The sequence below is a fragment of the Pseudemcibacter sp. genome (assembly GCF_965661635.1).
In the GTDB taxonomy this organism is placed as follows: Bacteria; Pseudomonadota; Alphaproteobacteria; order Sphingomonadales; family Emcibacteraceae; genus Pseudemcibacter.
In genome coordinates, this window is the sequence record NZ_CBFIEP010000037.1 from 1 (window position 1) to 6841 (window position 6841).

The 6841-nt window shown below is 38.8% G+C and carries 6 protein-coding genes; 4 read left to right on the forward strand and 2 right to left on the reverse strand.

Translation table 11 applies throughout. From position 1 onward, the window contains the following. Window positions 1-112: 112 nt before the first annotated feature. A complete protein-coding gene (locus ACTF6W_RS02650) occupies window positions 113-1381 on the reverse strand; it encodes a reductive dehalogenase domain-containing protein (protein WP_438992987.1) in 1269 nt (422 codons plus the stop codon). Window positions 1382-1487: 106 nt separating this feature from the next. Here ACTF6W_RS02650 and ACTF6W_RS02655 point away from each other — a divergent pair, with 106 nt between their 5' ends. Together ACTF6W_RS02655 and ACTF6W_RS02660 are read left to right on the forward strand one after the other, a co-directional pair. Then, window positions 1488-2576 (forward strand): YkvI family membrane protein, encoded by a 1089-nt coding sequence (locus tag ACTF6W_RS02655; RefSeq protein WP_438992988.1) that lies wholly within the window; start codon window positions 1488-1490, stop codon window positions 2574-2576. An 8-nt stretch (window positions 2577-2584) separates the two neighbouring features. Continuing rightward, on the forward strand, window positions 2585-3841 hold the full coding sequence (locus ACTF6W_RS02660; RefSeq protein WP_438992989.1) for a D-amino acid dehydrogenase: 1257 nt from the start codon (window positions 2585-2587) through the stop codon (window positions 3839-3841). Window positions 3842-3853: 12 nt separating this feature from the next. Here ACTF6W_RS02660 and ACTF6W_RS02665 read toward each other — a convergent pair whose 3' ends face one another. Continuing rightward, window positions 3854-5236, reverse strand: a complete 1383-nt coding sequence (locus ACTF6W_RS02665; protein WP_438992990.1) for a sodium-dependent transporter — start codon at window positions 5234-5236, stop codon at window positions 3854-3856. Window positions 5237-5427: 191 nt separating this feature from the next. Here ACTF6W_RS02665 and ACTF6W_RS02670 point away from each other — a divergent pair, with 191 nt between their 5' ends. Beyond that, the gene (locus tag ACTF6W_RS02670; RefSeq protein ID WP_438992991.1) at window positions 5428-5679 is read left to right on the forward strand and encodes a hypothetical protein; all 252 of its coding nucleotides are present in this window, start codon (window positions 5428-5430) and stop codon (window positions 5677-5679) included. Window positions 5680-5882: 203 nt separating this feature from the next. Continuing rightward, window positions 5883-6821, forward strand: a complete 939-nt coding sequence (locus ACTF6W_RS02675) for a flavin reductase (RefSeq protein ID WP_438992992.1) — start codon at window positions 5883-5885, stop codon at window positions 6819-6821. Window positions 6822-6841: the final 20 nt, after the last annotated feature.

Genomic DNA, 6841 nt, shown 5'->3' on the forward strand with positions numbered 1-6841 from the left:
ACCGACTTCAATCATTGTGGCTGTCTCATAGTATGTTTGGGGCTTTATAGGTGAAAATCATTACATATGATAGCTTTAAAGTGACTAAAAAATATTGTTATGACATGATGGATTATTTCTTATTTTTCTTTTTTAGCTTTGGGGCTTCTACCGCTTCTTGTTTTTTCAGTTCCGGTCGCCACCACCAACTGGTTTTTAATCTACCGCGATCCATAAAAAGATCATCTAGTTTTAAAGCCAGTTTCTTAAAAGGACTTTTAGCGAGCTTTAACCAAAGACGGTGACGTAACCTAGAAAAATCACGATTATAAGGACATGATCTTATGCAAATAATACAGTCTGTATTTTGATTACACCAAAATTTAAAACATTTTTCCGCAGACGGCGTCCATTTCACCACCCCCTTGATATTGCTTTCGCTATGGACGTGATCACTTGGTGCATCGAAGGGTATGGCATTTGGCGGGCACGCGACAGCACAGCGGTCACATGTTGTGCAAAATTCTTGGACGCCAAATTTTTTGGGCTTGTTGATTTCAAGCGGCATGTCGGTGAATATTTTACCAATACGAAAACGTGGGCCATATTTTTCATTGATTAGCATGCCATGACGACCCACTTCACCAAGCCCCGCTTGCAATGCAAGCGGTATACACAAAGCAGTATCATTAAGCGTCGCATATGCGCGATATCCCATATTGCGAATATATTGCGCTAGTGTGATAATTGCGACACCATCAAAAGTGTAGCCAAGACCTGTGGCTGCACCGGATAATGCAGACGGGACCGTTTTAATAAGTTCTCGATCCATAGGTTCTAAAGTGACAATTACATTTGGAATATCATCTGGAATTTCTTGTGGCTTTTGACCGTTCCCCTGCATGGAGAAAATGGATTTATACATCCATCTTTCGTCATATTCGCAAACACCTAGATCGCCGACCCCACAAAACCCGGCCACTTTTTTTAAATCGCGTGTCGCTTCGGCGGCGCTTTCATATGGGTAAGGTTCCGGCCATCCTTCATCATGCGAAGTATAATAATCCCAAAAACCTTCTTTTCGTATTTCATTCGGTTTTTCTTTTCTGAATTCACCTGACTTTTCAATATCTCGAATAACATTATTCACGTGCCACGCCGCATTGCGAAAGGCATAATCTTTCTGGCTAAACCCATCTGTTTTACGTGCTTTTGCATAGGGCATATAATAGCCCTCAAAAAACTTATCTGATTTTTCTGACTTTATTTGTGGATCCCACATGGCACGGCAATATATATCGAATTTCTGTTCGAAACGTTCAAAGTCATCTTTGACTTCGATGCCCGTTAAGTCATCAATCGGTTTAGAATTTTGTGTTTTTTTATTGATCGGTTTATTCATTAATTTTCCGCAACTCTCATAATGCCACTGACGATATACAAAAAATGCCTTTGCATCAAACAATTATAAATGTCATGCTTATTTGATAAAAGTAGAGGAAGCGTGAATGGCAAGTTTTTTTCAACGATATTTATTGCCGGGATTTATTTTTCAATCGGTTATTATTGCGGGGGGATATTCAACAGGCAGAGAAATTGTTGAATTTTTCTTTGGCTCAGGACCGGTTGGCGGCCTTATTGGAATATTAGTCGCGATGTTCATATGGAGTATTACACTTGCGGCCTGTTTTGAATTGGCACGTATGACTAAAAGTTTTGATTATAAAACATATTTCAGCCAGACATTAGGACGATTTAGTTTTTTGTTTGAAATCGCTTATTTCCTACAAATTATTGTCACAATTTCAGTCGTTGGGGCCGCCGCCGGTGCGTTGCTAATGGAAAATTACGGTGTTTTACCCATTTGGGGGACGTCCGTAATGATGCTTTCTGTCGGTGTATTGGTTTTCTATGGCTCAAGCCTTATTGAAAAATTCTTAAGCGCTTGGTCGATTTTACTTTATGTCGCGTATGCCGCATTTGTTATTCTTTGCATGACTGTTTTTGGTGATAAAATTGCGGCCAATTTCTCAAATCATCCAATTGGTGACGGCTGGGTTCAAAGTGGTCTTACATATTCAGGATATAATCTTGCAACTATTCCGGCAGTCCTTTTTTGTATTCGCCATTTAACATCCCGAAAAGAAGCTCTTATTTCTGGATTGCTAGCGGGGCCAATTGCGACGATACCTGCTATTTTCTTTTTTGTTGCCATGATGGGCTATTACCCGGATATTATTGAAGAACAATTACCGGTGAATTACTTATTAACGATTTTAGATGTGCCAATCTTTAAGATAATTTTTGAGATTATTTTGTTTGGAACTTTTATTGAAACTGGTACGGCTTTAATCCATTCAATAAATGAACGTTTTGCTGTCGCTTATGAACATCATAATAAAATTATGCCCCGTTTTATGCGTCCTCTTATTGCAGTTGTCATTTTATTTACCGCCATTGTAATAGCAACGGAATTTGGTGTTGTTAATTTAATTAAAGAAGGCTATGGAACGCTAACTTATGTGTTTATCATATTGATCATTCTGCCACTTTTTACTATTGGTATGTGGAAGATTTTTAAAAACAAAGAAGAATAATTTAAGTTATGAAAATTATCATTATTGGTGCCGGTGTTATTGGCTCGACGACGGCTTATTATTTGGCAAAATCCGGGCACGACATTGAAGTGATAGATCGTCAAGAAGGCCCCGCCTTAGAAACAAGTTTTGCCAATGCTGGAATGCTTACGCCGTCTATGGCGGACCCATGGAATGCTCCCGGAATTTTTAAAACACTTGTTTCCACAATTGGTAATCCGCATAGCCCATTTTTATTAAGATTAAAAGCATTACCGTCATTGCTTGGATGGGGTGTGTCATTCTTAAATAATTCACGTGAAAAGTTATATATTGAAAACATTCACAGAAGTGCTGATCTTTCATGGTATTCAGTCAAATTATTAGATGAACTTAGAAAAAAATTAAATATTAAATATGACCAGATTACAACCGGGTCTATTAAAGTATTTCGGGATATGGAAAGTCTTGAAAAACTTGCTCGTCTTTCGGAACATTTAATACCGCACGGCATGACTTACGAAGTGCTTAAAGGTAATGACCTTTTAAAGGCTGAACCTTCGCTTGAACCCGTTATTGATAAGCTAGCCGGTGGCGTTCATTTTCCGGATGATCAAGCGGGTAATGCGTATAAATTCACCTGTGAAATTGAAAAAGAAGCGATGAAACTAGGCGCAAAGTTTAACTATGGTGTCCGTGTCGAAAAAATAATCAAGAAGCATAATGATATTAGTGCCGTAAGAACCAGTGCGGGTGATATGACAGCGGATAAATATATTTTATGCGCAGGAAGCTATTCAACACCGCTTGCAAAATCAATCGGTATTAATATTCCGGTAAGACCCGCCAAAGGATATTCAATTACAGTACCACTTAATGGTTGGAACGGCGGACCGCGAATGCCAATTATTGACGATGGCTTCCATGCGGCTATATCCCCGCTTGGGGATGTGCTTCGTATAGCGGGTACAGCAGAATTTGCAGGACTTGATCAAAGTCTCACATCTGACCGCTTAGCCAATATGTATGATTTACTTAGTGAAATATATCCTGATTTTGCGCCTTATTTTGATAAGGATAAAGTCACAGAATGGGCAGGCCTAAGACCGATTAGTGTGGATGGATCACCTTATTTGGGAAAGACTGATGTTGCTAATTTACTAGTCAACACTGGGCACGGACCACTTGGGTGGACCATGGCAGCGGGCTCTGCAAAAATGCTTACTGATATCATTGATGGTAATGAACCAGCATTAGATCCAAAAAAATATAGTTTAAATCGGTAGTTTTAATAGCTCTTAGAACGGATTACCAAAAATCATTCCGTAAACGACTATTGTTATGGCAATCGTTGCGATATATTTTGTGCTTACACGCCATAATGAAAACTGCGGGCTACCATAAGCAAATCCGAATTGTTTTTCGGCCAATTCATTGGACATAGCCCATCCCGCGAAAAGTCCGATCATCAAGGCATTAATTGGGATCAAAACATTGGCTACCGTATAATCCATAATTCCAAATAGATTTTTGCCTTCATATAGTGGGATAAAGTTAAGGGGCATATAATCTACGAGCAAATTGAACGATAGCACCATGAAAATTCCAAGAGACCATGCAATCATACCGGCCATCCAAGCCGTTTTTTTGCGGGAAAGTCCTCTGTCTTCTAACCATGCAACCACGGGCTCTAGCATCCCAATCGTTGATGAAAGCGCAGCAAAGGAAAGCAACACAAAGAAAAGCGTGCCAAATAAAATCCCACCTGGCATTTGACCAAATGCAATTGGAAGCGTAGCAAATATTAATCCCGGTCCTTCGCTTGGCTCTAGGCCATATTCAAACACAATAGGGAAGATTGCAAACCCAGCAAGAAGCGCGACCATTGTATCTGCAATAGCAATTAAACCGGCTGATTTTGGTAACGATACATCATCAGGAAGGTATGCGCCATATGTGATTAATCCACCTACACCAATAGCAAGGGAGAAGAGGGCTTGACCTAGTGCTTCAAGAATGGCTCTTGGGGTAAGTTTTGAGAAATCAGGGTTTAAAAGAAATTCTATGGCTTTATTTGAGTCCCCTGTACTCATTGCATAAATCGCCAGAAATACGAGGATAACAAACAATGCGGGGAGCATAAGTTTTACTGCTTTTTCAAGCCCATTCTTTACTCCAAGTGAGATAATGGTAATTGTTGTAAAAAGAAAAAGAGTGAACCAAAAAATAAGAACGGGCCAGTTATCTTGGGCTTCTTGGAAAATAGCACCGGATCCAGCGGCATCTATATTGCTGAAATCACCCATCGCCGCTTTAAATATATAATCAACGGACCATCCAGCAATGACACAATAATAGGATAAACCCAGAACTGGAACAAGCACACTGATCCAGCCAATAATTTTCCAAATAGGGTTATAACCTTGTGCGGTTAATTTTTGCATTGTACCAACGGCGCTTAATTTACCTTCGCGTCCGATGGCAAGTTCCGACATTATTAAGGGAACTCCAAGAAGAAAAACAAACCCAACATAAATCATGATAAAAGCACTGCCGCCATTTTGTCCTGCAATATACGGAAAACGCCATAGGTTACCAAGCCCAACGGCACATCCAATTGCGGCTAATAAAAATGCAGATTTTGATGTCCAGGTTACTTTTTGTGCAAATGTATCACTCAATTGGTTTTCCCTCTTATTTTATGATTCTTTTTCTTTTAGCTTACGTTAGCATTTCATATAAAAACAAATGAAAAATAATATATTCAAAATAGTTGGTAATAATCATATCTAGATTAAGGACCAAAGAATAAAACTTTTCATTAAAAGTGTCTGCTGTTATGATCATAATAGAGAAATGAATGAGGTAAGTTTTGGCTATCGAAAAATACGATAAGGAAAATAAATCCGGCCTAGAGGATCAGGTTGGACATTTACTAAGGCGCGTGTTTCATAAAGCTCGAAATAAGATGAAGCAAAAAATCGCTTTTACTGGATTAAGTCCTATGGAAACTGCGGCGATGACTTCATTACGTTTATTGGGGCCAACTTCACAAAATAAACTTGGTCGACGTATCGGAATGGAACCCTGTAATGTCCATAGACTTGCAGATAGGATGAATTAAAAAGGGGATGGTGTCATTGGTGATCGTGACGGCATTGTTATTATTCGAGCAAACAAATTAGAAGTCGTGATAGAAGCTTCTTATGCTCTTGAAGAAAAAGAAGATGAAGTGCGTCTGAAGAAAAAAAAGATGAAGTGCGTCGTCGACTGAAAAATGGTGAAAGCAGTTTGGAAATATGTAAATTTCCGTAAATAGGATTTGTTATGACTAAAGTAGATGAAGCTAAAATAGATGCAAGAGAGCTAAGGAATTGTTTCGGAAAATTTGCGACCGGAATTACTGTAATTACATCATTAACAAAAGATGGTTCTAAAATAGGTCTAACTGTTAATTCCTTTAGCTCACTTAGTATTAATCCTCCTATGATTTTATGGAGTTTGGATAATCGTTCCAATAATCTGGTTGATCTTACAGAAGCTAGTCATTTCGCCGTTAATGTTTTGGCATCAGACCAATTAGAATTATCAAATAATTTTGCTAATCCTGCTGACGATAAGTTTGACCGTGCTACTATAATTGAGGGCAAATATGGAATGCCTTTGTTAAAAGATACTGTCGCATATCTTGAATGTAAAAATGTTCATCAATATCCGGGTGGAGATCACACGATTTTTGTTGGTGAAGTTGAAGATTTTGAAATTTCTAATAAGAAACCGCTCCTTTACGCAAACGGGCAATATGGATTGGCTACAAGACACCCTAGTAACCATTTTCCAGAACCTACGGGAATTGAAGAACCTCAAGACAATGATTTTATTGTTCTTTTGTTATTAAGAAGTTATTGGGAAATATCGGATCCTTTCCATCGTGAGTTATTGGACGAAGGAATTCCAGTAGCGCATGCGCGCATATTGATTCATATCAGCCAAATTCCAAATATGACGACGCCAGATGTTGCAAAATCAACCCGTATCGATATGGCAACGGTTTCTATGTCATTAAAATGGCTGCGGGATAATGGACAAATTCAATTTGACGATGCAGAATGCATTACCCTTTCTGAAAAAGGACGCGAATTTTTAAAATCCGTTAAATGTCGTGCTCAACGGTTCGAAGAAGAAGTCCTTGACGGATATTCCGCAGAAGATATTGATATGCTGAAATCCATGCTGCGCAACCTTATTCATCGTCGTGACGTTTAAGCATTATTGCGTATTTACTT

Coding starts and splice junctions, on each gene's coding strand:
- ACTF6W_RS02650 (WP_438992987.1), bottom strand. CDS start 1,381: ATGAATAAACCGATCAATAAAAAAACACAAAATTCTAAACCGATTGAT.
- ACTF6W_RS02675 (WP_438992992.1), top strand. CDS start 5,883: ATGACTAAAGTAGATGAAGCTAAAATAGATGCAAGAGAGCTAAGGAAT.
- ACTF6W_RS02660 (WP_438992989.1), top strand. CDS start 2,585: ATGAAAATTATCATTATTGGTGCCGGTGTTATTGGCTCGACGACGGCT.
- ACTF6W_RS02655 (WP_438992988.1), top strand. CDS start 1,488: ATGGCAAGTTTTTTTCAACGATATTTATTGCCGGGATTTATTTTTCAA.